The sequence below is a fragment of the Streptomyces sp. T028 genome (assembly GCF_048159505.1).
Classification (GTDB): Bacteria; Actinomycetota; Actinomycetes; order Streptomycetales; family Streptomycetaceae; genus Streptomyces.
The window spans coordinates 235,346-257,017 of sequence record NZ_JBLRVZ010000006.1; the positions used below are offsets into that span (position 1 = coordinate 235,346).

A 21,672-nucleotide genomic window follows, 5' to 3' on the forward strand; every position below is an offset into this window, starting at 1 on the left:
CGTGAATTCCGGAGTCAGGAATGCATCACGGCCTGTGATCGTTGACGATGTCAGTACCACTTGACGGACAACCGAAGGATCGAGAGCTCGTGAGCAGCAAGGTCCCCCCGATCATCCTCAACAACGGCGTGAAGATGCCCCAGCTGGGCTTCGGCGTCTGGCAGGTGCCGGACGACGAGGCGGAGCGGGCGGTCTCCACCGCGCTGGAGGCCGGGTACCGCAGCATCGACACAGCGGCGATCTACGGCAACGAAGAGGGCACCGGCAAGGCGATCGCCGCCTCCGGCGTGCCCCGCGAGGACGTCTTCCTCACCACCAAGCTCTGGAACGCCGACCAGGGCTACGACGCGACGCTGCGCGCGTTCGACACCTCGCTGGCGAAGCTGGGCCTGGACCACGTCGACCTGTACCTCATCCACTGGCCGCTGCCGGCCCGGGACAAGTACGTCGACACGTACAAGGCGTTCGAGAAGCTGTACGCCGACGGCCGGGTCAAGGCGATCGGCGTCTCCAACTTCCCCGTCGAGCAGCTTCGGCGGCTGATCGACGAGACCGCGGTCGTCCCGGCGGTCAACCAGATCGAGCTCCACCCGCATCTGCAGCAGCACGCGCTGCGCGAGTTCCACGCGGAGCAGGGCATCGCCACCGAGGCCTGGTCGCCGCTGGGGCAGGGCAAGGGCCTGCTGGAGGTCCCGGCGATCGTCGCGATCGCCCAGAAGCACAACCGCACCCCGGCCCAGGTCGTGGTGCGCTGGCACCTCCAGATCGGCAACGTGGTGATCCCGAAGTCGGTGACGCCGTCGCGGATCAAGGAGAACATCGAGGTGTTCGACTTCAGCCTGGACACCGAGGACCTGGCGGCGATCAGCGCGCTGAACGAGGACCGGCGGATCGGCCCGGACCCGTCGACGTTCGACATCGGCTGAGCCCGGACCCGGCGCGGGCGAGGTGAGGTGATGCAAGGGGCGTGGCCAGCGGTCACGCCCCTTCGCTCAGCGGTGCGGCTACGCGGGCTTCACCGCCGTATGCACCGTGTGCGCCGCCAGGACGAACACGTCCGGCCTGTGCCGCACGCCCGCCGGGTCGTCGGTGTCGAGGAGCCGGTCCAGCGTGGCGCGGTCCTCGGGGTCCAGGGCGTCGCCGTGGACGTCGCGCAGCCGGGACAGAGAATCGGTGACGTAGGCACGGGCCCGGTCGGAGGCGGGTGCGGGCAGGTCGAGCAGGAAGCTGCGGCTGCGGGAGTGCTTCAGCCCGGCGGAGCCGAGCAGCGCCGGCCAGTCCTCGGTCACCTCGACCGATCCGGGCAGGTCGGCCCGCATCTGCGCGAACCACTCCTCCTGCAGCGCGTCGAGCCGCGACTCCAGGCCGGGACGGCCGATGCCGATGTCGCGCGGCAGGAACCGGGGCGGCAGACCCCCTTCCATGATCGCCAGCGTTCCGCCGGGTGCCAGCCGTTCCGCGAAGGCGGCGAGGGCGGCCCGCTGGTCGCCCAGGTGGTGCAGACTGCGGCCCGCCCACAGCAGATCGGCCGGGTAGTCCAACTCCCCGAGGACTTCCGGGAGTTCACCGGCGAGGGTGCCGAATCGGTCGGCGTACCCGAGTCGGGCGGCCCGCTCGCCGGCCCGCTCCAGCAGCGGTTCGGAGCCGTCGACCGCCAGGACCCTGGCGCCGGGGAAGGTCTCGGCGAACAGACAGGAGACGACCCCGGGACCGCTGCCCGCGTCGACGATCAGCCCCGGCTCGGTCACCTCCTTGCCGAGCCAGGCCAGGGCCCGCTCGTACAGGGGCGTGAACAGTTCGGCCTGCGCTTCGAGGTGCGGGGCCATCGCCGCCCAGTCGATGTCGGTGTCGTGGCCGTGGCCGTGGCCGTGACGGTGGCCGTGCTGGTGCTTGTGCTCGCCTTCGTGCTGGTGCCCGACTTCGTGCCGGTGCTCGCAGGTGTGCTCGTCCTGCCGGGGCTCGTGCCGGTGCTCGTGCGGGTGGTGCGCCATGGTGGTCAGCCTCTCGTCCGGTGTGCCGTCAGCGTGCGCCGACGCACCGCGCGAGGGCCATTCCTGTTGCCGGGACGGCAAAAAAATCCCTCCGCCGGTCCCAGGTTCCGCCGTGTCCGGCCGCTCCCCGAGCACGGGAGCAGCCGGACGGAACCGCGCGCCGGTTCCTACAGCGGCGGGTAGGCGTTCTGCATCAGCTGCTGGAACTGGGCCGAGAACCAGTGCCCGGACAGCGGGGCGCCCGCCAGGGCACCCGACATGTTGTTGCCGTTGCGGGGGTTGCCCGTGTACGTCGGGTCGCACATGCGGTCGAAGCCCTTGCCCTCGTCGTTCGGGATGGCGGAGCTGGAGCCGTCGGACTCGCCCGGCGGCTTCATCCACACGTACGCGTCGATCCCGGCGGCCGGGGCGGCCTGCGGGCGCTCGCCGAGGCCGGCGCCGGACTGGTTGCACCAGTTGCCGATGTGGATACGGCGGTCGTAGCGGCCCCCGTCGACGTACGTGTCGACGCTGGTCGTGGCGCCCGGACCGGTGGGCCGTGCGGTGCCGCCCCAGCCGTTGCGGGAGGTGTCGATCAGCATGCCGATGGTCGACCGGAAGCCGGTGGACACCAGCTGGGTGCGGAAGGCCTGCGCGTACGACAGTTCGTCGACGTACCGGTTCCAGTCCACCCACTTCGACTGCCGTACGGAGGTGCCGTTGACGGAGTCGTTGATGGTGAAGTTGTTCTCCTTCAGGGCGCTGTAGTTCGCCGTGTTGGTGATGAAGCCGTGTACATCGTCTACAGTCGCCCCTTCCGCGTTGGCGGCCTCGTAGAAGAGCTGGGCGGCGGGAGCGAAGTTGTCGTCCCAGCCGAGCCAGCCGTGGTGACCGGCGTCGATGTAGTTGTAGACGTTGGGGATCGCGCCGAGCTTGTCGAGCGCGTAGCCGACGCCCTTCACGTAGTTGCCGTTGGCCTTCATGGTGTCGCAGGCCGCGGTGGCGGTGGGCCGGCTGCCGGTGTTGGTGACCAGGTTCGGCAGCGAGTCGATCTCGATGGTGGTGACGATCCGCAGCGAGGCGTACTTGCTGTCCGCGAGGATCGCCGCGATCGGGTCGATGAACTGCGTCTTGTACTTGTCGATCTCCGTCGGGCCGAGCTCGCCGTTGGAGGCGAGGGCGGCGCAGTCACGTCCGGGCAGGTCGTAGACGACCAGCTGGACGACCTCCTCGCCGCTGCCCTTCTGGGCGAGGGCCGCGTCGAGGTGGTCGCGCAGGCCCATGCCGCTGCCGACGCCCTCAATGGCGGCGATCCGGTCGAGCCAGACACCGGTGGGCTGGTTGGAGATACGGGAGCCACCCGTCTCCGCGGCGGCCTTCGCCGACCATTCCGGGTTCACGTACACCTTGGCGCCCGCGTAGGGGTTGTCGACCTTGGTGGACGGGGTGCCCGGGTCGGTCGGGGTGCCGGGGTCGGTGGGCGTGCCGCCTCCGCTGTCGACGTTGCAGGTGACCCCGTCGAGCGTGAACGTGGTCGGCACCGCGTTGGTGCCGCTGTAGGAGGCCTGGAACCCGAAGCTGACCGAACCGCCGTTCGGCAACGTCCCGTTGTAGGTCTCGTTGTTGGCGGTGACGGCCGTACCGGACTGGGTGATCTTCGCGTTCCAGCCGTTGGTGATCTGCTGGTTGCCGGCGTACGCCCACTTCACCGACCAACTCGTCTTCGCGGCCGAGTTGTTGGTCACGGTGACGTTGGCGGTGAAGCCGGTGTCCCACTGGTTCTGCACCGTGTAGGCGACGGTGCACGGGATGGCGGCGATGCCCGGGTCCCCCGGGACCACCGCGAGTGCCGTCCCGGAGGCGCCGGCGACCAGCGCCAGCGCGGCGAGCATCGCTGTTCTGCTACGGCTCATGAGTGCGGGTTTCCTTGTCCGTCGCGGGTGTTGTCCGTTCTGTCCGTTCCTGACGTCCCTTGCTGCCGATGGCGCCTATCCGTCGAGGGCGCGCAGGTGGTCGCGCAGCCCGGTGCCGTACACGGTGGGGGTCCCGTCGTAACTGGAGATCAGGGACGGGCCCGACGAGCAGTCCCAGGTGTTCCAGGTCCAGCCCAGGTACGAGAGCTCCCGGTCGTCGAACCACTTCATGACCTGGTCGACGAACGCGTGCGAGCAGGTGTTCTCCCCGATCTCGCCCGCCACGAGCGGCACCTGGGCGGCGACGGGGGCGAGCGTGGAGTTCCAGCAGCTCTCGCTCGCACAGGAGTTGAAGTTGTAGACGTGGTAGGCCGCGGCGAGATTGCCGGTCGGGTCGGTGGGCTTGTACGTCAGCCACTGGGTGAGGTCGTTGGAGTAGGCGATCCCGCCGGCGAGGATCACGTTCCGGGCGCCGGTCGACCGTATGGAATCGACGAGATCCTGCATACCGGCGACCTCGTACCCGATGCCGGGGCAGGTACCGCCGTCCCGCCAGCACTGCCACGCCTGAGTGGTCGTGGAGGTCGCGCGGTCCGGGTAGGGCTCGTTGAACAGGTCGAACACGACGGCCTGGTCGCTTTTGAAGGTGTTCGCGACCGACGTCCAGAACGACGGTGTGTACTGCATGTCGGGCATCGGCTTCTGGCAACTGGCGTGCACGTCCGAGCAGCCGGCCGAGTTGCCGGTGTACTGGCCGTAGGTCCAGTGCAGTTCGACGACGGGTGTCATGCCGTGCGCCTCGACGCGGGCCACCAGATCCCTGACGGCGTTGACGTAGTTCGTGCCGCCGTAGGCGGCGTCGATGTTCGACAGGCCCAGCCAGCACTCCTCGTTGAGCGGGATGCGGACCGTGTTCGCGTTCCAGTCGGCGATCGCCCGCACGGACGCGTCGTCGACCGGGCCGTCCCAGATGCCGCGGCCCTGGACGCACATGAACTCGCCGCCGGACCGGTTCACGCCGAGCAGCCTGCGGGTGCGGCCGTCGGCGTCCACGAGCTTGTTGCCGGACACGTGGAGTGCGGGGGGTGCGTCACCGGTGTCGGGCGGGGTGGTGGGGGTCGGCGTGGGAGTCGATCCGTCGTCGACGTTGCAGGTGGTGCCGTTGAGCCTGAACTTCGTCGGCACGGAGTTGGTGGCGCCCTTCGACGCGATGAAGCCCGCGTCGACGCTCGCGCCGGTGCCGAGCGAGCCGTTCCAGCTCTCGTTCGCCGCGGAGACCGTGGTACCCGACTGGGACCACTTGGCGCTCCAGCCCTGGGTGACCTGCTGGCCGTTCGCGAAGTCGAAGGTCAGGGTCCAACCGCTCACGGCGGCCGCGTTGTTGGTGATTCTCACGGCACCCTGGAAGCCGGCGTCCCACTGGCCGGTGACGGAGTACTCCACCGTGCACGCGGGCGTGGCTCCGTGTGCCGTCATGACCGGCAGGGTCACGCCCGTCCCGAGGGCGACCGTGCCGGCGACGGCTAAAAAGAGTGAACGAGGGGGGTGTCGCATGAGCGACTCCTTGCAGCTCAGCGCGTCGTGACGGACGCGTCGACTGATGGAATCGCTCCCACTGGTGTCTCGAAGTTAGCGCCAAGTGCAGGCAAAGAACAGGGGCGTCACTGACTTTCCCTCAACTTCTCGCGTCGAATGTTTTCGACTCTTCAAGCACCTTGACCGCCTTCACCCCTTTCCCCACTATGGGAGCGCTCCCACTGGTTCAGGGCTTGTTGCTCCTCCCCCACCGTCCAGAGCCGCAAGGAGGAACCGGAACCATGCATCCCGTACGCAGACGTCGCGCGGCGCGGCGCCTGTGGACCGCCGTCGTCGCGGCCCTCGCGCTTCCTCTCGCCATGCTCGGCACGCTCCCGACCACCGCTCACGCGGCGGCACCTCAGTGCAGCGTGGACTACAGGACCAATGACTGGGGCTCCGGTTTCACCGCCGACCTCACCCTCACCAACCGCGGTACCGACCCCATCAGCGGCTGGACCCTGACGTACGCCTACACCGGCAACCAGAAGCTGACGAACGGCTGGAACGGGACCTGGTCGCAGTCCGGTCAGCAGATCACGGTGAACAACGCCACCTACAACGGGACCATCGCGGCGGGTGCCGCGGTGAGCACGGGCGCGCAGTTCACCTACAGCGGCACCAACACCGCGCCCACGAGCTTCGCGATCAACGGCACCACCTGCGTCGGCGCGCACCAGCCGCCGGCCACCGTGCTGACCAGCCCGGCCGCGGGCGCCGTCTACACCCAGGGCGACGCGGTGCCGCTCGCGGCGACCGCCGCGGCCGCCGACAACGCGACCATCACCAAGGTCGAGTTCTACGACGACACGACCCTGCTGGGCACGGACACGAGCTCGCCGTACACCCTGTCGGCCTCCGGTCTGTCCGTGGGCGGCCACTCGCTGGTGGCCAAGGCCTACGACAGTCTGGGCGCGTCGGCGTCGTCGACGCCGGTCGGCATCACGGTCGCCTCGGGACCGGCCGTGGTCGCCTCCACCAACCAGCTCGCCGTGCAGCAGGGCGGGACGGGCACGTACGAGCTGAAGCTGTCGACCCAGCCGTCGGCCAGCGTGACCGTCACGACCGCCCGTACCAGCGGCAACGCGGGTCTGACGGTGACCGGTGGCGCCTCCCTCACCTTCACTCCGTCGAACTGGAGCACCGCCCAGAAGGTCACCGTCACCGCGAACGCCTCCGGCACCGGCGCGGCCGTCTTCGAGTCGACGGCCACCGGACACGCGAAGGCGTCGGTCACGGTCACCGAGATCGCCGGCAGCAAGGTGTACGACGCGCGGTTCCTGGACCTGTACGGCAAGATCACCAACCCGGCGAACGGCTACTTCTCCCCCGAGGGCATCCCGTACCACTCGGTGGAGACGCTGATCGTCGAGGCGCCGGACCAGGGCCACGAGACCACGTCCGAGGCCTACAGCTACCTTCTCTGGCTGCAGGCCATGTACGGCAGGATCACCGGCGACTGGACCAGGTTCAACGGCGCGTGGGACCTCATGGAGAAGTACATGATCCCCACCCACGCCGACCAGCCGACGAACTCGTTCTACAACGCGTCGAAGCCGGCGACGTACGCGCCGGAGCTGGACACGCCGAACGAGTATCCGGCGCGGCTGGACACCGGGGTGTCGGTGGGATCGGATCCGATAGCCGGTGAACTGAAGACCGCATACAGCACGGACGACGTCTACGGTATGCACTGGCTGCAGGACGTCGACAACGTCTACGGCTACGGCAACGAGCCCGGCAAGTGCGAGGCCGGCCCGACCGCGACCGGGCCGTCGTACATCAACACCTTCCAGCGCGGTGCGCAGGAGTCGGTGTGGGAGACGGTTCCGCAGCCGACCTGCGACGCCTTCACGTACGGCGGCACGAACGGGTACCTGGACCTGTTCACGGGCGACTCCTCCTACGCCAAGCAGTGGAAGTACACCAACGCTCCGGACGCCGACGCGCGGGCAGTGCAGGCGGCGTACTGGGCGGACGTCTGGGCGACGGCGCAGGGCAAGGGCGGTGACGTTTCGGCGACCGTCGGCAAGGCCGCGAAGATGGGCGACTATCTGCGGTATGCGATGTACGACAAGTACTTCAAGAAGATCGGCAACTGTGTCGGTCCGACCGCGTGCGCGGCCGGCACCGGCAAGAACGCCTCGCACTACCTGCTGTCCTGGTACTACGCCTGGGGCGGCGCCACGGACACCAGCGCCGGCTGGGCCTGGCGCATCGGCTCCAGCCATACCCACGGCGGCTACCAGAACCCCCTGGCCGCCTACGCGCTGAGCAGCTACGCCGACCTCAAGCCCAAGTCGGCGACGGGGCAGGCCGACTGGGCCACGTCCCTCACCCGGCAGCTGGAGTTCTACCGCTGGCTGCAGTCCAGCGAGGGCGCCATCGCGGGCGGCGCGACGAACAGCTGGGCCGGCCGCTACTCCACTCCCCCGTCCGGCACGTCGACCTTCTACGGCATGTACTACGACCAGCAGCCCGTCTACCACGACCCGCCGTCCAACCAGTGGTTCGGGTTCCAGGCGTGGTCGATGGAGCGGGTCGCCGAGTACTACCAGCAGACGGGGAACGCACAGGCCAAGACGGTCCTCGACAAGTGGGTCGACTGGGCGCTGTCCAAGACCACGATCAACCCGGACGGCACCTTCCTGATCCCCTCCACCCTCCAGTGGTCGGGCCAGCCCGACACCTGGAACGCGTCGAGTCCCGGCGCGAACACGGGACTTCACGTCACCGTCGCCGACTACACCAACGACGTGGGTGTGGCCGCCGCGTACGCCAAGACGTTGACGTACTACGCCGCCAGGTCCGGTGACACGGAGGCGAGGACGACCGCCAAGGCGCTCCTGGACGGCATGTGGACCAACTACCAGGACGCCCTCGGCATCGCGGTCCCCGAGACCCGCGCCGACTACAACCGCTTCGACGACGGCGTGTACGTCCCGAGCGGCTGGAGCGGGAAGATGCCGAACGGCGACACGATCAACTCCTCCTCGACCTTCACCTCGCTGCGTTCCTTCTACCGGAACGACCCGGCCTGGTCGAAGATCGAGAGCTATCTCGCGGGCGGTGCCGCGCCCGTGTTCACGTACCACCGGTTCTGGGCCCAGGCGGACATCGCCCTGGCCATGGGTTCGTACGCGGAGCTCCTCGAATAAGTCCCCGCTAACGCTCCGCGTACCGCGCCGGGCGGCCCCTTCCCGCATGGGGGGCCGCCCGGTGGTCGCACATCCCGCACGTCGCACGTCCCGCACCTCCCCCCGCACACATGGCTTCGCGAGGAAGGACCCCCACCGTGCGAAGAAAGCGCATTCTGACGGCGGTGCTGGCGCTCGCCGCCGGCCTGCTCGCCGGCAGCCCGCCCGCGCTGGCCGCCGACGCGGCCCCGAAGGCGACGCTTGCCGCGGAGTCGTACACCTGGAAGAACGCCCGGATCGACGGCGGCGGCTTCGTGCCGGGCATCGTCTTCAACCGCAAGGAGAAGAACCTCGCCTACGCGCGCACCGACATCGGCGGTGCCTACCGCTGGGAGGAGCCGAGCAGGACGTGGACGCCGCTGCTGGACTCCGTCGGCTGGACGGACTGGGGGCACACGGGCGTGGTGAGCCTGGCCTCCGATCCCGTGGACCCGAACAAGGTGTACGCGGCGGTCGGTACGTACACCAACAGCTGGGACCCCGGCAACGGCGCCGTCCTCCGGTCCGGTGACCGGGGCGCCGCCTGGCAGAAGACGGACCTCCCCTTCAAGCTGGGCGGGAACATGCCCGGCCGGGGCATGGGCGAGCGGCTCGCGGTCGACCCGAACAGGAACAGCGTGCTGTACCTGGGCGCGCCGAGCGGCAAGGGGCTGTGGCGGTCGACGGACTCGGGGGTCACCTGGTCGCAGGTGAGCAACTTCCCGAATGTCGGCAACTATGTACAGGATCCCAGCGACACCAGCGGGTATGCGAGCGACAACCAGGGGATCGTCTGGGTCACCTTCGACGAGTCGACGGGCACGTCGGGGACGGCGACGAAGACGATCTACGTCGGGGTCGCCGACAAGGACAACGCGGTGTACCGGTCGACGGACGCCGGGGCGACCTGGTCGCGGGTGGCGGGGCAGCCGACGGGCTACCTGGCACACAAGGGTGTACTGGATACCGTCAACGGCTATCTGTACATCGCATACAGCGACAAGGGCGGTCCGTACGACGGCGGCAAGGGCCGGCTGTTCCGGTATGCGACGGCGACCGGCACCTGGACGGACATCAGCCCGGTGGCGGAGGCCGACACCTACTACGGCTTCAGCGGGCTGACGGTCGACCGGCAGAAGCCCGGCACCGTCATGGCGACCGCATACAGTTCCTGGTGGCCCGACACCCAGATCTTCCGCTCCACGGACAGCGGCGGGACCTGGACCAGGGCGTGGGACTACACGTCGTATCCGAACCGTTCGAACCGGTTCACCATGGACGTCTCGTCGTCGCCGTGGCTGACCTGGGGTGCGAACCCGTCGCCGCCCGAGCAGACGCCCAAACTCGGCTGGATGACCGAGGCGTTGGAGATCGACCCGTTCAACTCCGCCCGCATGATGTACGGGACGGGCGCGACGATCTACGGCACGGAGAACCTCACCAACTGGGACAGCGGAAGCCAGTTCACCGTCAAGCCGATGGTGCAGGGGCTGGAGGAGACGGCGGTCAACGACCTCGCCTCTCCCCCGACGGGTGCGCCGCTGCTCAGCGCGCTCGGTGACGTGGGCGGTTTCCGGCACACGGATCTGACGAAGGTGCCGTCGATGATGTTCACCTCCCCGAACTTCACGACGACCACCAGCCTCGACTACGCCGAGGCCAACCCGAACACGGTGGTCCGGGTCGGCAATCTGGACTCGGGCCCGCATGTGGCGTTCTCGACGGACAACGGAGCCAACTGGTTCGCGGGGTCGGACCCTTCGGGGGTGAGCGGCGGCGGGACGGTGGCCGCGGCGGCGGACGGCAGCCGGTTCGTGTGGAGTCCGGCGGGTACGGGCGTGCAGTACACGACGGGATTCGGTTCGTCGTGGGCGGCGTCGAGCGGCATTCCGTCCGGCGCGATCGTGGAGTCGGACCGGGTCGACCCGAAGACCTTCTACGGCTTCAAGTCCGGGAAGTTCTACGTCAGTTCCGACGGCGGGGCGACCTTCGCGGCGTCCGCGGCGACGGGGTTGCCCAGCGGTGACAGCGTGCGCTTCAAGGCGCTGCCCGGCACGAAGGGCGACGTGTGGCTGGCCGGCGGGGCGAGCGACGGGGCGTACGGGCTGTGGCACTCCACCGACTCCGGCGCCACCTTCACCAAGCTGTCGACGGTCGAACAGGCCGACACCATCGGCTTCGGGAAGGCGGCGACGGGTGCCTCGTACCAGACGCTCTACACCAGCGCGAAGATCGCCGGTGTGCGGGGCGTCTTCCGCTCGACCGACAAGGGCGCGACCTGGACGCGCATCAACGACGATGCCCACCAGTGGGGTTGGACGGGCGCGGCGATCACCGGTGACCCGCGGGTCTACGGGCGGGTGTACGTGTCGACGAACGGCCGGGGTGTCATCTACGGCGACACCTCCGACACCAGCGGCGGCGGAAGCGGGGGCGGCGACGGCGGCGGTACGGATCCCACCCCGACCGGTGCCTGCGCGGTGACGTACACGATCACCAACCAGTGGTCCGGCGGCTTCCAGGCGGACGTGACACTCGCCAACACGGGCACGAGCGCGTGGTCGGGCTGGAGCCTCAACTGGTCCTTCCCCAACGGGCAGACGGTCTCCCAGCTCTGGAACGCCGACTACACCCAGTCGGGTGCGGCGTTGACCGCGAAGAACGTCGCCTGGAACGCCAACGTGGCATCCGGCTCGTCCGTGAGCTTCGGCTTCACGGGCACCTGGACGGGCTCGAACACGAAACCCACGGCGTTCAAGCTGGGCGAGCAGAGCTGCACGGTGGCGTGACCCGGTACCGGCCAACCGGACGATCCGGTTCAGCACCAAGGCCCTGAACTGATCTGCCGCACGACCGCGAAAAGGCCCCGTCCGATGTCGGGCGGGGCCTCGTCACGCCCTTGTCAGGGGGTGTACACCGTCGGCCTGGGTGCCGTGGCCATGCCGTTGCCGATGAAGAAGCTCGGGTGCGGGGGCTGGTTGTAGGCGGTGTTCTGCCAGGCCAGGCCCGTGCGGTACATCGTGTCGTGCAGGAGGGTCGTGATCCTCGTCGTCGTCTCGTACGGGGTCGAGTAGATCCTGAGGGCGGTGTTGTCGGTGGTGGGCCAGACGACCTCCTCGCGCCAGTCGCCGAGGATGTCCCCGGACAGGGAGGGCGTCGCCTTGGTGCTGTTGTTGGAGTGGACGCCGGAGCCGGTCAGCAGGCGGGTGTCGGAGGAGGTGCCGTACTTGTCGATGTGGGTGCCGTCGAGGAGTTCACGGGTGGTGTCGGCGTCCCACCAGGACAGGAAGTTGACGGAGGACGGTTCGCGGCCCTTCGTCGCGCCCGCCTCGTCGCGGACGGAGGAGTCGGAGGCGGACCACACCTCGGCCCCGTCGTTGCCCGCCCAGATGTCGCCGGCGACGCCTCGGCCGTTGTCGCAGCAGGCGGCGAGCTGCCAGTTGACGGTGCCGTTGGCCGGGTTGATGTACAGCTCGGCGGGCTGGCTGCTCGACTCCGAGACCTTGAAGTACTCCAGGCCGGCGTGGGACGGGTCGAGGTCGCCGAGGTGCTGGGCGTCGCCGTGGCCCGTCTTCGTCGTCCACAGGCCGTTGCCGCTGTCGTCGACCGCCATCGCGCCGTAGACGATCTCGTCCTTGCCGTCGCCGTCGACGTCCCCGACGGAGAGGCTGTGGGAGCCCTGGCCGTCGTATCCCCTGCCGGTGTTGGTGGAGGAGTTGGTGTCGAAGGTCCAGCGGCGGGTGAAGGCGCCGCCACGCCAGTCCCAGGCGGCGATCACGGTGCGGGTGTAGTAGCCGCGCGCCATGATCAGGGAGGGGCGGGAGCCGTCGAGGTACGCGGTCCCCGCGAGGAAGCGGTCGACGCGGTTGCCGTACGAGTCGCCCCAGGACGAGACCGTGCCGCGGGCCGGGACGTAGTCGACGCTCTGCATCGCCTTGCCCGTCTGGCCGTTGAACATGGTCAGGTACTCGGGGCCGGACAGGACGTAGCCGCTGGAGTTGCGGTGGTCGGCGGAGGAGCTGCCGATCACCGCGCCGGTGCCGTCGATCGTGGCGTCGGCGGTCTTCATCGCCACCTCGGCCTTGCCGTCGCCGTCGTAGTCGTACACCTGGAACTGTGTGTAGTGGGCACCGGAACGGATGTTGCGGCCCAGGTCGACCCGCCACAGACGGGTGCCGTCCAGCCGTATACCGTCGACGATCGTGTTTCCGGTGTATCCCGACTGCGAGTTGTCCTTGGCGTTGGTCGGCTGCCACTTGAGGACGAGGTCCAGGGCGCCGTCGCCGTCGAGATCGCCCACGGACGCGTCGTTGGCCTCGTAGGTGTAGGCGACACCGTCGGGGGTGGTGCCGCCGGCCGGCGGGGTGATCGGGACGTCCTTGTAGCCGGTGCGGAACTGGATCGCGTGGACGGAGTCGGCCTGTTCGACACCGCCCACGATCGCGCGGACCGTGTAGTCCGCCTGGGCCGGGGCGCCGGAGTGGAAGTAGGTGGTGGAGCCGGTGATCGGGGTCGAGTTGACCTTCGTGCCGGCCCGGTAGACGTTGAAGGAGACACTGTCGGGGTCGGTGCCCAGCCAGCGCCAGCCGACCAGGTTGCCGCTGTCGGTGTGGACGCTGACCACGCCCCGGTCGAGGGCCTCGACCTGGCGGGCGGTGGCGGCCATGGGGGCCCCTCCCGCGCGAGTGAGTTCGAGCGTGGGGGACGTGCCGGTGCCGAGCGCGGTCAGGCCGGCGGCGACGAGGGCCGCGGCCGCTGTCGCCGCCGACAGGAGGGCTCGGCGTCTGCGGTGCTTGTGCGGGTGCTGCACGGGACGAACCTCCAGAGAGGACGGACGGGTTCCGCACTCTCAGTCGCCGCGGGGTTCGGCCACGTTGCCGTGTCTTTCGGCCAGTTCGGCCGCCGGCTTGCGGAACGCGCGCAGGGTGAACTGCGGTTCCGGGCGCGGCCGTTCCTGGTCGGGCAGGGCCGCGAGGCGGGCCTCGAACTCGTCGGCGAGCGGGTCTCCGGGCGGCAGGGTGACGAACCACCCTCGTCTGAGGTCGGCGATCGCCCGGCGCGGGCTGCGCCCCTGTCCCCGCCCGGCGAAACGGGCCTGCCCCGCCGGGACCAGGCCGCAGCCCACGGCGTACGACTCGACGAGCGCGGCGGCGTCGGACGCGGGACGGCGCGGGCGTGAGGCGAGGACCCCGTCGATGTCGCTGCCCACGTTGTGCGAGGCCCCTTTGTCGACCGTGGTGACGTACACACCGCCCGGCCGCAGCACCCGCGCGCACTCGGCGACGATCCGCCGCACGTCCCCGGCGTCGTCGACGAGATGCAGCAGCCACACACTGCTCACGGCGTCGAACCGCGCGTCCGGGAAGGGGAGTCGGCGGCTGTCGGCGCGCACGATCGCGCCCGGCAGCCGGGCGGCGGCGTGCCGGGCCATCACGGGCGACAGGTCGACGCCCGTCACGCGCGGGGCACCGGGTCCGGCCGCGAGCCGGCGGGTGACGATGCCCGTGCCGCAGGCGACGTCCAGCACACTGCGCACTCCGGGCGGCAGCAGACCGAGGACGGCCTCCGCCGCGGCGGCCGCGCGGGGTTCGCCGCCGCGCGAGACGTCGTAGCGCTCGGCTTCCTCGTCGTAGTCCAGCACGCACGCCCCCGTTCGACCCGCCGACTGTATGCAATATGCGCCACGTTGTATGCCGGATGCCTCAACCCGCCCCGTGTCCGCCCACCACCTCCTCCACCCTCCGCGCCAGCTCGAAGTCCAGTTCGGTGACGGCTCCGCCGACGCTGTGGGTGTTCACCGCGAGGGAGACGGTGTTGTAGCCGAGGGTGAGGTCCGAATGGTGGTCGAGTTCGTCCTGGATCCGCGCGACATGGACGACCAGGGCGGTCGCGGCGAAGTGGGAGGGCAGCCGGTAGGAGCGGGTCAGGCGGTCGCCGTCGACGGCCCAGCCGGGCAGTTCGGACAGGCGGTCCGCGATCTCCTTCTGCGACAGCGGTTCCACGGCCATGGGGTGACTCCCTTCGTGGGTGTCGCGTACCCGTCCAGCCTGCCACAGGAGAGCGGCGGCGGCCCTGGTCAGGAGGGCTCCCGGCCGTCCGGGCCGGGGAACCCGCGGGGGCTCAGGCCCGGGCGGCCTCGTCGGCGAGGTCGTCCGCGAGGGCGGCGATGCGGGCGCGGCCCTCCACCTGCCGCAGCCAGGTGTGCGGGAGGCCGTGGTCGCCGTGGCGGGTGCCGAGGAGGTTGCCGCAGATCGAGCCCGTGGAGTCGCTGTCGCCGGAGTGGTTGACCGCGAGGAGCAGGGCGCGTTCGACGTCGGTGTGTGCGAGGGCCGCGTAGACGCCGATGGCGAGGGCCTCCTCGGCGATCCAGCCGGCGCCGAGCCGTTCCACCTTCTCCGCGGTGGGATCGCCCTCCTCCGCCAGGTCGAGTGCCCGCCGCAGGGCCGTGCTCGTCTCCTCGTGGCCGGGGTGCCGGGCCAGCAGGCGCAGGGTGCGCAGGACGGCACCCTCGATCGACTCCCCGTCCGTCAGGTGCCTGACGATCGCGGCGAGCGCGCCGGCGGAGTAGTAGCCCGTGGGATGACCGTGCGTCATCCGGGCGCACACGGAGGCGAGTTGGAAGGCGGACTCCGCCGACGCGCCGGTGAGTCCGAAGGGTGCCGACCGCATGACGGCGCCGCAGCCCTTCGACTCCGGATTGACCGGTCCCGGCGGGCCGGGTTCGGCCCAGGGCTCGGGGACGACGTCCTGCTGGAGGCCGCTCAGGCAGGCGTTGCCCGGGGCGCGGCGGGCGTACAGCCAGGGTTCGGTGACGAGGCCGTCGGCCGGTCCGGCGTAGCCGTGGGCGGTGGGCCCGCCGTCGGGCGCCGGTACGCGCTGGGTGTGCAGCCAGCGTTCGTAGGCCCAGCGCACCAGCCGGGGACCGCCGCCGCCGATCCCCTTGCCGCGCTCGCGCCGCAGCGCCTGCTCGACGCCCTCCGCGGTGAACAGGGTCATCTGTGTGTCGTCGCTGATCCGGCCGACCACGCCCGCCGCGTCGGGGACGAGCCCGGTGACGCCGCGCTCGCCGTGCGCGGCGCGGATACGGCCGAGGGAGTCGAACTCCACCGGGTAGCCGAGCGCGTCGCCGAGCGCTCCGCCGAGCAGACAGCCGCGCACCCGCGCCCGGTACACCGCCTCGGCCTCGAACGCGAACCTCCGCCCGTTCCACGGCACGGTCGCTCACCCACCTCTCGCCCACGCCATCGCGCGGGCTTTCTCGACTACCGTCGTACGTATGACCATTGTCGCGACCGGTACGAACACCGCGTCCGCCGCCCCCGCCGAGCCGGGTGTGGGCCCCCTGCTGCGGGGCTGGCGCGAGCGGCGGCGGGTGAGTCAGCCGGAGCTCGCGCTGCGTGCCGGTTCCTCGGCCCGGCACATCAGCTTCGTGGAGACGGGCCGTTCCCGGCCCAGCGAGGAGATGGTGCTGCGGCTGACCGAGCATCTTGAGGTGCCGGTGCGGGAGCGCAACGCTCCCCCAGTGCCTGAACGGCCTGGGGGGACCCCCAGCTGCTGGCGGCCGGTTGTGCTCCGCGCTTCCCGGAGACCCGCTGGACGACCCGGCATTGGACGGGCTGCGCGCCGGTCTTGAGCGTCTCATCCAGGGTTACGAGCCGTATCCGGCGCTGGTGGTGAACGGACGTACGACGTGGTGGCGGCCAACCGGGGCATCGCCATGCTGTTGGAGGGGCTCCCTCAGACGTTGCTGGCGCCGCCGCTGAACGCGATGCGGCTCACGCCCCGCGTGCTCGATCTGCATCGGCAGCGCGAAGTACGCGTCAGATCGCGCTGCACCGCTCGGCTCCGCTGCGCGCGCTGTACGAGGAGGTCGCCGCATATCCGGTGCCGGAGGAGGAGGCGGTGCGGCTTGCCGAACCCGTCCGAGCCCGTCCCTGGACGTGACCGTCGCCGAGCTGGCCGTCGAGACGCTGCTCCCGGCCGCCCCCGCGACGGTCAAGTACCTTCGGTCACTGATGAGTTGACGCCTTCAGGACGAAGTGCTGGAGCAGCGAAGCCGGCCACCGTCAGGGCCTGCAGCACCGTCCACACCGCGCCCACCGTCGTCGGCGACAGCCAGAAGGCGAGCGCGGCACAACTGAGCACCGTCCAGGCGAGTTTGGACTCCACCACCGCCCGCACCGGAAGCGCCGCCGGCCAGGCTCGGGAGGCCGGCACGCCCACGGCGACGGCGTACACCGCGAGGAGCGCGCCGAGTTCGAGCAGCAAGGTGCCGTCGACACCGAGGAGGCGGCCGAGCGGGCCGGAGGCGGCGAGGCAGGCGAGGCCGTTCACGCCGGTGACGACGGCGTCCGCGGCCAGGAAGCGGCGCAGTGCCGTGTACGGCTCGGCGGTGCGGGCGAGTGCGGTGAGCGGGGCGGACTGGGCTGCGGACATGGCGGATCACCCTCCGTCGAGGTCGAGGTCGGAAGCCGGTGACTGTGACTGTGACTCCACGATCCCGCCCGGAAGGGGGCTGCAGTCGATTACCCCTGAGGTCATGGACGGCCCCGGTGTGGTGCGCCCGGTGTCATGCCCCGGTGTCACGCGTGGCAAGAACCTCATCGCCGTACCGGTGAGACCGCGGCCGGAACATGACACACTGACCCGCGTGCCTCGACACGTAGGGGAGACGTGGCGTGAGTGAACGGCGGCCCGCGCCTACGGTGGGCCAGGTGGTGCTCGGCAGACGGCTGCAGGAGCTGCGCGAGGCGGCGGGTCTCGGCCGTGAGGAGGCGGCCCGCGCGCTGCGGGTTGCTCCGGCGACCGTACGGCGCATGGAGACGGCCGAGGTCGCGCTGAAGATCCCGTACGTGCAGGTGCTGTTGGAGACGTACGGCGTCCCGGAGGGCGAGGCCGAGTCGTTCGTCCGGCTGGCCGAGGACGCGAACCTCCCCGGCTGGTGGCAGCGTTTCCACGATGTGCTGCCGGAGTGGTTCAGCCTGTACGTCAGCCTGGAGGGGGCGGCCCGGCTGATCCGCAGTTACGAACCGCACTTCGTGCCGGGGCTGTTGCAGACGGAGCGGTACGCACGCGCCGTACTGGAGGCGGGCACGGTGGGGCGGACCACCCCGGACACGATCGAACGGCATGTGTCACTGCGCATGGCGCGGCAGAGACTGCTGGACGGCCCGAACCCGCCACATCTGTGGGCGGTGATGGACGAGACGGTGCTGTGCCGCCCGGTGTGCGAGGACCCCTCCGTCATGCGTGAACAGCTGGACAGGCTCCTGGAGTTGAGCGAGCGGGACCGGATCACCCTGCAGATCGCCGAGTTCGCCGACGGCCCCCATCCGGGGACGGCCGCGCCCTTCTCCCTCTTCCGTTTCGCCGAGCCGGAGCTGCCCGACATGGTCGTCACCGAGTATCTGACCGGCGCCCTGTACCTCGACTCGCGCAAGGAGGTCTCCGCGCATCTGGAGGTCCTCGACCATCTGACGACGCACGCCGCGTCCGCCCAGGAGACACGGAGGCTCCTGGAGGACCTCCGCGACACCCTCTGATCTGCCACCGACCGACACGTCCGCCCACCCGCGAGGAGAAGAGCCCGAATGACCGGATCCGAGGACCGGAAGACGCCCGTCCGTATCGACACGAGCAGGCCGCATCCGGCGCGTGTCTACGACTGGTGGCTGGGCGGCAAGGACAACTACCCGGTGGACGAGGAGCTGGCCCGGAAGATCCTCGCCGTGGACGGCACGGTGCTGCGCGGGGCGCGCGGCAACCGACGTTTCATGCAGCGCGCCGTCCGCGCCGCCGCCGAGGCCGGGATACGCCAGTTCCTGGACATCGGCACCGGCATCCCCACCGAGCCGAACCTGCACCAGGTCGCCCAGAGCGTGGCGCCGGAGGCGAGGGTGGTGTACGCGGACAACGACCCGATCGTGCTGCGGCACGCCGAGGCCCTGCTGCACGGCACTCCCGAGGGCTCCACGCAGTACGTGCACGCCGACGTCCACGACCTCGCCGAGTTGCTGGACCGGGCCGCGGAGTCGCTCGACCTCGACCGTCCGGTGTCGCTGTCGCTGGTGGCGCTCACGCACTATCTCGACGACGGCGCCTACGACCTCGTACAGGAGTACGTCTCGAAGCTGGCTCCGGGCAGCTGGCTGATCCTCTCCCAGGTGACCCCGGATCTCAGCCCCGAGGCCATCGAGAACGCGGCGAACCACTTCCGGCGCAGCGGCACCCCGTTCTTCCCGCGCTCCCTCACCGAGTTCGCCCGTTTCTTCGAGGGTCTGGAACTGCTCGGCCCGGGCCTGATCCCGGTCTCGGGCTGGCGGCCGGAGCCGGAGGACGTGGCGGCGCAGGCGGAGGGCATCGTGCCGGTGTACGCGGGGGTCGCCCGCAAGGTCTGAGCGGCGGACACGCCGGTGAGCGGGGCGGGTGCCGTCAGGCGGTGCTCCTGACGGCCTGCCTCGCTAGGCCCCCTTGGCCTGGTCCCGTTCGTCGTCGACGATCTCCGCGTCGACGACCGTCTCGTCGTCGTCCGCCGCCGGGCCGCCGTCGTGGTCGGCGGTGGGGCCGGTGGTCGGCGGCTGCTGCTGGGCCTGGGCGTACATCGCCTGGCCCATCCTCTGGCTGACGGTGGCGAGTTTGTCCACGCCGGCCCGCAGGGCGCTGGTGTCGGCCCGCTGCTGCAGCAGGTCCTTCAGCTCGGTGACGGCCGCGGACACCTCCTGCCTGGTCTCGGCGGGCACCCGCTCCTCGTTCTCGCGGAGGAACTTCTCGGTCTGGTAGACGAGTTGCTCGGCCTGGTTGCGGGTCTCGGCGGCCTCTCGGCGGCCCCGGTCCTCCTCGGCGTACTGCTCGGCCTCGCGCATCATGCGGTCGATGTCGTCCTTGGGGAGCGCCGAGCCGCCGGTGACGGTCATCTTCTGTTCGCGGCCGGTGGCGAGGTCCTTCGCGGAGACGTGCATGATCCCGTTGGCGTCGATGTCGAAGGCGACCTCGATCTGCGGGACCCCGCGCGGGGCCGGCGGCAGACCGGTGAGGTCGAAGACGCCGAGCTTCTTGTTGTAGGCGGCGATCTCGCGTTCGCCCTGGTAGACCTGGATGCCGACGGAGGGCTGGTTGTCGTCGGCGGTGGTGAAGATCTCCGAACGGCGGGTGGGAATCGTGGTGTTGCGTTCGATGAGCTTGGTCATGATGCCGCCCTTGGTCTCGATGCCGAGGGACAGCGGGGTGACGTCGAGGAGGAGGACGTCCTTCACGTCGCCGCGGATCACGCCCGCCTGGAGGGCGGCGCCGACAGCGACGACCTCGTCGGGGTTGACGCCCTTGTGCGGGTCCTTGCCGGTCAGCTCCCGCACCAGTTCGGTGACGGCGGGCATCCGGGTGGAGCCGCCGACGAGGATGACGTGGTCGATCGCGGACAGTTCGACCTTGGCGTCCTTGACTGCCTGGTGGAACGGGGTGCGGCAGCGGTCGAGCAAGTCGGCGGTGAGTTCCTGGAACTGAGCGCGCGTCAGTTTCTCGTCGAGGTGGAGGGGGCCCTCGGCGGAGGCGGTGATGTAGGGGAGGTTGATCGTGGTCTCGGAGGACGAGGACAGTTCGATCTTCGCCTTCTCGGCACCCTCGCGCAGGCGTTGGAGGGCCATCTTGTCCTTGCCGAGCTCGATGCCGTACTGGCCCTTGAACTTCTTCACCAGGTGTTCGACGATCCGCTGGTCCCAGTCGTCGCCGCCGAGGTGGGTGTCGCCGTTGGTGGCCTTGACCTCGATGACGCCGTCGCCGATCTCCAGGAGTGAGACGTCGAAGGTGCCGCCGCCGAGGTCGAAGACGAGGACCGTCTGTTCCTGGCTGCGGTCGAGGCCGTAGGCGAGGGCGGCGGCGGTGGGCTCGTTGATGATCCGCAGCACCTTCAGGCCGGCGATCTCCCCGGCCTCCTTGGTGGCCTGCCGCTGGGCGTCGTCGAAGTAGGCGGGGACGGTGATCACCGCGTCGGTGACGTCCTCACCGAGGTACGCCTCGGCGTCCCGCTTCAGTTTCTGCAGGACGCGGGCGGAGAGTTCCTGGGCGCGGTAGCGGGTGCCGTCCACGTCGCCCTGGTCGGGGAAGCGCCAGTGCGCGTCGCCCATGTGCCGCTTGACCGAGCGGGCGGTGCGGTCGACGTTGGTGACGGCCTGCCGTTTGGCGACCTCGCCGACGAGCACCTCGCCGTTCTTGGCGAAGGCCACGACGGACGGGGTGGTCCGCGCGCCCTCGGCGTTGGCGATGACCGTGGGGTCGCCGCCCTCCAGGACGGCCACCACCGAGTTCGTGGTCCCGAGATCGATGCCGACCGGACGTCCCATCGCCGTCCCCTTCCGCCAGGGAGCCTCCCGTGCCACCGGACTTCCAGCACAAATCGTGCGCGGGATTCTGTCAATGGGGCACTCGGGGCACACCCCCGCGCGGGTGGCCGGGCGGGGCCGCCGTACGGACGGCCCGGGGCGGGTGTACTCGCAGCGTGAGCGCTCCGATCCAACCCGTGCCCGGGGCGGAACGCGTCGGCGCCCGGGGCGTACGGCACCGGCCGGTACGCGGGGTGCGTGCCGGCCGGTGAGGTGGGAGTGTCGGGTCAGGCGAGCTTCGCCGACAGGGTGATCGTGGTGCCGGTGAGGGCCTGGCTGACGGGGCAGTTCTTCTTGGCGTCCTCGGCGGCGGCGACGAACGCGTCGTTGTCGATGCCGGGGACCGTGCCCTCGACGGTGAGGTGGATGCCGGTGATGCCCTCACCCGGCTGGAAGGTGACGTCGGCCGAGGTGACGAGCTTGGTGGGCGGGGTGCCCGCGCCGGCCAGCCCGTGGGACAGGGCCATGGAGAAGCAGCTGGAGTGGGCGGCGGCGATCAGCTCCTCGGGGCTGGTCTTGCCGTTCGCCTTCTCGGCGCGCGACGGCCACGACACCGGCTGCTGACCGATGCCGGAGGAGTCGAAGGTGACGACCCCGTTGCCCTCGAGCAGGTTGCCTTCCCAGACGGTGTGAGCGGAGCGCGTGGTGGCCACGGTTCTTCCTT

Annotated in this window: 15 protein-coding genes and 1 pseudogene; 6 read left to right on the forward strand and 10 right to left on the reverse strand. The window is 70.2% G+C overall.

What is annotated here, in order from left to right; translation table 11 throughout:
• Positions 1-89 precede the first annotated feature (89 nt).
• Positions 90-926, forward strand: a complete 837-nt coding sequence (locus tag ACLZN2_RS06775) for an aldo/keto reductase (protein ID WP_416977447.1) — start codon at positions 90-92, stop codon at positions 924-926.
• 78 nt (positions 927-1,004) lie between these two features.
• Here the strand turns inward: ACLZN2_RS06775 and ACLZN2_RS06780 are convergent, their stop codons facing one another.
• The 3 genes from ACLZN2_RS06780 to ACLZN2_RS06790 form a co-directional block, all read right to left on the reverse strand.
• On the reverse strand, positions 1,005-1,991 hold the full coding sequence (locus ACLZN2_RS06780; RefSeq protein ID WP_416977448.1) for a class I SAM-dependent methyltransferase: 987 nt from the start codon (positions 1,989-1,991) through the stop codon (positions 1,005-1,007).
• Positions 1,992-2,158: 167 nt separating this feature from the next.
• Complete coding sequence (locus tag ACLZN2_RS06785; RefSeq protein ID WP_416977449.1) at positions 2,159-3,883, reverse strand: glycoside hydrolase family 6 protein; 1,725 nt, start codon at positions 3,881-3,883, stop codon at positions 2,159-2,161.
• 75 nt (positions 3,884-3,958) lie between these two features.
• Positions 3,959-5,437, reverse strand: a complete 1,479-nt coding sequence (locus ACLZN2_RS06790; protein ID WP_416977450.1) for a cellulase family glycosylhydrolase — start codon at positions 5,435-5,437, stop codon at positions 3,959-3,961.
• Positions 5,438-5,700: 263 nt separating this feature from the next.
• Here ACLZN2_RS06790 and ACLZN2_RS06795 point away from each other — a divergent pair, with 263 nt between their 5' ends.
• Positions 5,701-8,616, forward strand: a complete 2,916-nt coding sequence (locus ACLZN2_RS06795; RefSeq protein ID WP_416977451.1) for a glycoside hydrolase family 48 protein — start codon at positions 5,701-5,703, stop codon at positions 8,614-8,616.
• A 137-nt stretch (positions 8,617-8,753) separates the two neighbouring features.
• The gene (locus ACLZN2_RS06800) at positions 8,754-11,423 is read left to right on the forward strand and encodes a cellulose binding domain-containing protein (protein ID WP_416977452.1); all 2,670 of its coding nucleotides are present in this window, start codon (positions 8,754-8,756) and stop codon (positions 11,421-11,423) included.
• 113 nt (positions 11,424-11,536) lie between these two features.
• Here ACLZN2_RS06800 and ACLZN2_RS06805 read toward each other — a convergent pair whose 3' ends face one another.
• The 4 genes from ACLZN2_RS06805 to ACLZN2_RS06820 all read right to left on the reverse strand — a co-directional run bounded on the left by ACLZN2_RS06805 (position 11,537) and on the right by ACLZN2_RS06820 (position 15,849).
• Entirely contained in the window at positions 11,537-13,444 is a 1,908-nt protein-coding gene (locus tag ACLZN2_RS06805) for a rhamnogalacturonan lyase (protein ID WP_416977453.1), read from the reverse strand.
• Positions 13,445-13,483: 39 nt separating this feature from the next.
• The gene (locus ACLZN2_RS06810) at positions 13,484-14,275 is read right to left on the reverse strand and encodes a class I SAM-dependent methyltransferase (protein WP_416977454.1); all 792 of its coding nucleotides are present in this window, start codon (positions 14,273-14,275) and stop codon (positions 13,484-13,486) included.
• Between the two features lie 61 nt (positions 14,276-14,336).
• On the reverse strand, positions 14,337-14,642 hold the full coding sequence (locus tag ACLZN2_RS06815) for a 4a-hydroxytetrahydrobiopterin dehydratase (RefSeq protein ID WP_416977455.1): 306 nt from the start codon (positions 14,640-14,642) through the stop codon (positions 14,337-14,339).
• Positions 14,643-14,754: 112 nt separating this feature from the next.
• A complete protein-coding gene (locus ACLZN2_RS06820) occupies positions 14,755-15,849 on the reverse strand; it encodes an ADP-ribosylglycohydrolase family protein (RefSeq protein WP_416977456.1) in 1,095 nt (364 codons plus the stop codon).
• A gap of 61 nt (positions 15,850-15,910) precedes the next feature.
• Between ACLZN2_RS06820 and ACLZN2_RS06825 the strand changes: the two are divergent.
• Positions 15,911-16,658: pseudogene (locus tag ACLZN2_RS06825) on the forward strand (helix-turn-helix domain-containing protein).
• Here ACLZN2_RS06825 and ACLZN2_RS06830 read toward each other — a convergent pair.
• Positions 16,630-17,070 (reverse strand): hypothetical protein, encoded by a 441-nt coding sequence (locus ACLZN2_RS06830; protein WP_416977457.1) that lies wholly within the window; start codon positions 17,068-17,070, stop codon positions 16,630-16,632. The pseudogene ACLZN2_RS06825 and the gene ACLZN2_RS06830 sit on opposite strands and share 29 nt — an antisense overlap.
• Before the next feature lie 242 nt (positions 17,071-17,312).
• Here ACLZN2_RS06830 and ACLZN2_RS06835 point away from each other — a divergent pair, with 242 nt between their 5' ends.
• Together ACLZN2_RS06835 and ACLZN2_RS06840 are read left to right on the forward strand one after the other, a co-directional pair.
• The gene (locus ACLZN2_RS06835) at positions 17,313-18,176 is read left to right on the forward strand and encodes a helix-turn-helix domain-containing protein (protein WP_416977458.1); all 864 of its coding nucleotides are present in this window, start codon (positions 17,313-17,315) and stop codon (positions 18,174-18,176) included.
• A 48-nt stretch (positions 18,177-18,224) separates the two neighbouring features.
• On the forward strand, positions 18,225-19,031 hold the full coding sequence (locus ACLZN2_RS06840) for an SAM-dependent methyltransferase (RefSeq protein ID WP_416977459.1): 807 nt from the start codon (positions 18,225-18,227) through the stop codon (positions 19,029-19,031).
• A gap of 63 nt (positions 19,032-19,094) precedes the next feature.
• Here ACLZN2_RS06840 and dnaK read toward each other — a convergent pair whose 3' ends face one another.
• Positions 19,095-20,969, reverse strand: coding sequence for a molecular chaperone DnaK (dnaK, locus tag ACLZN2_RS06845; protein ID WP_416977460.1), 1,875 nt, complete (start codon positions 20,967-20,969; stop codon positions 19,095-19,097).
• A 266-nt stretch (positions 20,970-21,235) separates the two neighbouring features.
• Entirely contained in the window at positions 21,236-21,661 is a 426-nt protein-coding gene (locus ACLZN2_RS06850) for an OsmC family protein (RefSeq protein WP_359270921.1), read from the reverse strand.
• Between the last annotated feature and the right edge of the window lie 11 nt (positions 21,662-21,672).

What these genes read in the sequence shown, in the direction of transcription:
- ACLZN2_RS06780 (WP_416977448.1), bottom strand. Translation starts at nt 1,991, where the DNA reads ATGGCGCACCACCCGCACGAGCACCGGCACGAGCCCCGGCAGGACGAG.
- ACLZN2_RS06785 (WP_416977449.1), bottom strand. Translation starts at nt 3,883, where the DNA reads ATGAGCCGTAGCAGAACAGCGATGCTCGCCGCGCTGGCGCTGGTCGCC.
- ACLZN2_RS06790 (WP_416977450.1), bottom strand. Translation starts at nt 5,437, where the DNA reads ATGCGACACCCCCCTCGTTCACTCTTTTTAGCCGTCGCCGGCACGGTC.
- ACLZN2_RS06795 (WP_416977451.1), top strand. Translation starts at nt 5,701, where the DNA reads ATGCATCCCGTACGCAGACGTCGCGCGGCGCGGCGCCTGTGGACCGCC.
- ACLZN2_RS06815 (WP_416977455.1), bottom strand. Translation starts at nt 14,642, where the DNA reads ATGGCCGTGGAACCGCTGTCGCAGAAGGAGATCGCGGACCGCCTGTCC.
- ACLZN2_RS06830 (WP_416977457.1), bottom strand. Translation starts at nt 17,070, where the DNA reads ATGTCCGCAGCCCAGTCCGCCCCGCTCACCGCACTCGCCCGCACCGCC.
- ACLZN2_RS06840 (WP_416977459.1), top strand. Translation starts at nt 18,225, where the DNA reads ATGACCGGATCCGAGGACCGGAAGACGCCCGTCCGTATCGACACGAGC.
- dnaK (WP_416977460.1), bottom strand. Translation starts at nt 20,969, where the DNA reads ATGGGACGTCCGGTCGGCATCGATCTCGGGACCACGAACTCGGTGGTG.